4 protein-coding genes are annotated in these 1,443 nt (G+C 58.4%); 2 read left to right on the top strand and 2 right to left on the bottom strand.

The annotated features are described in order from the left end of the window. Positions 1–27 precede the first annotated feature (27 nt). Positions 28–306, top strand: coding sequence for a Tn7-like element transposition protein TnsE (locus tag HMPREF3096_RS01600; RefSeq protein ID WP_070544258.1), 279 nt, complete (start codon positions 28–30; stop codon positions 304–306). 36 nt (positions 307–342) lie between these two features. Here HMPREF3096_RS01600 and HMPREF3096_RS31155 read toward each other — a convergent pair whose 3' ends face one another. Together HMPREF3096_RS31155 and HMPREF3096_RS31150 are read right to left on the bottom strand one after the other, a co-directional pair. Further along, positions 343–912 (bottom strand): hypothetical protein, encoded by a 570-nt coding sequence (locus HMPREF3096_RS31155; protein ID WP_047721706.1) that lies wholly within the window; start codon positions 910–912, stop codon positions 343–345. Continuing rightward, entirely contained in the window at positions 875–1,240 is a 366-nt protein-coding gene (locus HMPREF3096_RS31150) for a hypothetical protein (protein WP_070544256.1), read from the bottom strand. Before HMPREF3096_RS31150 ends, HMPREF3096_RS31155 begins: the two co-directional genes overlap by 38 nt. A gap of 24 nt (positions 1,241–1,264) precedes the next feature. On the opposite strand from HMPREF3096_RS31150, the gene HMPREF3096_RS31145 reads away from it, so the two are divergent. Continuing rightward, positions 1,265–1,420, top strand: coding sequence for a hypothetical protein (locus tag HMPREF3096_RS31145; RefSeq protein ID WP_187358557.1), 156 nt, complete (start codon positions 1,265–1,267; stop codon positions 1,418–1,420). The last annotated feature ends 23 nt before the right edge of the window (positions 1,421–1,443 follow it).

The raw sequence follows: 1,443 nt of genomic DNA, 5'->3' as shown, positions 1-1,443 counted from the left end.
AATTGGTTGTAGCTAAAGATCCTGTACATGAATCAGCGCTACCTTCTAGAAATAGACACCTCAGACAACCGCAAGACCATGTCAACACGGATCATGGGCTTCAAAGCAGGTGTTGAGGCCGAGAAATGCATCGACAGGATCTTGAGGCAGACAGTGAAAGGTTCGTTGCGCTGGCCGCACACTATGGCGAAGTTCTGTGAGCCTTTGCGCTCTGTACATCACCCGAAAGAAAGCTCATTCGGTGTCAATCATGCCAAGGTGTTCGAATGGAAGCAGCGTATACAAGCCTGTCTTAGTCGGGAGTAAAAGGCCGGTGGACCCGGCCTTGCGATGCGGGGGCTATTAGGTCACGTAAATGAAAATCTGGGTGCATTCATCACCGGTAGCTACAACCTTGCACTGGATGCGCTCCATGATTTCCTCTCCTAACTGACGCGCTGCGAAGTCGAACCTGAGCAGGTAGGACTTCTCGCTACGCTCGGCCTCCCAATATGAAAGTCCCTGATCGAGCTGGACGGTCAGCTGCCTTCCGGAGCGCAACTGCAGTTGCAGCTGACGGTAGTGCGGCAAAGATGGGAGGCTGAGCACCTCGCCTTCGAAGCCGCAGTACTCCAAAGCCTGACGGATAGCTTCATCGCGCTCCTGAGATGTCCGCCAGTCGTGCCAGCACTGCCAAGGTGAGCGGTTGTCATCTTTCTGGTACTGACGCCCCTGGATGCGGATGGCGAAGTCTCCATCGCTATGCCTGCCCAGCTCATGAATAACGTTGACCAGCAGATTTACGACTAGCGGGCTGCATACATAACGGTCGCTGTAGATCAGTTCGGTGATCGGATCCTTGCCTGTCAGGGCATCATCCAGCAGGCTGCCGGCGTCATGCCTGAGGTTCTCCCAGAAGCGGCGGGCAGCCATCGAGCGAACCATCCAGCTGATCGCTGATCTCGACCTTGACCAGACCGGGGCGCGTAGGAAGCATCAGATCGGGTGCGTTCAGCACGCGCTCTGCCGGCAGGACGGGGAGTGTGCCGCGGACGATCCGCACACCGGCCGCCGCCAGATCCCAGGTGCGCCCAGGTGCGCTCAGGTTCGCATTGTCGCTGGCCCAGGCGAGGCTTCCTTGTGGCCCCTGCAGGGTGATGTTCAGCCCGAGCATCCCGAGATCCGGCATGGCCTTGTGCAAGCAAATCTCGATCCCGTTGAAGGCCAGTTTTGCCAGCCAGTCCTTCTGGTCGCTGGGCAAGGCTGCGAAGGTGCTTTCCAGCAGGTGCAGCTGTACCTGATGATCGGCCGCTACCCAGTTCTGCAGCTGATGCCGCAGGCGGCGGGCAATGGCCAGATCCCAGTCCGCGGCAGGTGCCGGCAGGTAGACGGCAATGGTCTTCGCGCTGTCGTCGCGGTGTTGCCGCTGACCGAAAACTGACCCAGGTGTTCAACTGCTTCTGC

Source organism: Klebsiella sp. HMSC25G12 (genome assembly GCF_001807705.1).
GTDB lineage: Bacteria > Pseudomonadota > Gammaproteobacteria > Enterobacterales > Enterobacteriaceae > Klebsiella > Klebsiella variicola.
Note: the sequence above shows the minus strand (reverse complement) of the source record. Positions and strands in the feature narration are given on the sequence as shown.

Coding starts and splice junctions, on each gene's coding strand:
- HMPREF3096_RS01600 (WP_070544258.1), top strand. CDS start 28: ATGAATCAGCGCTACCTTCTAGAAATAGACACCTCAGACAACCGCAAG.
- HMPREF3096_RS31155 (WP_047721706.1), bottom strand. CDS start 912: ATGGCTGCCCGCCGCTTCTGGGAGAACCTCAGGCATGACGCCGGCAGC.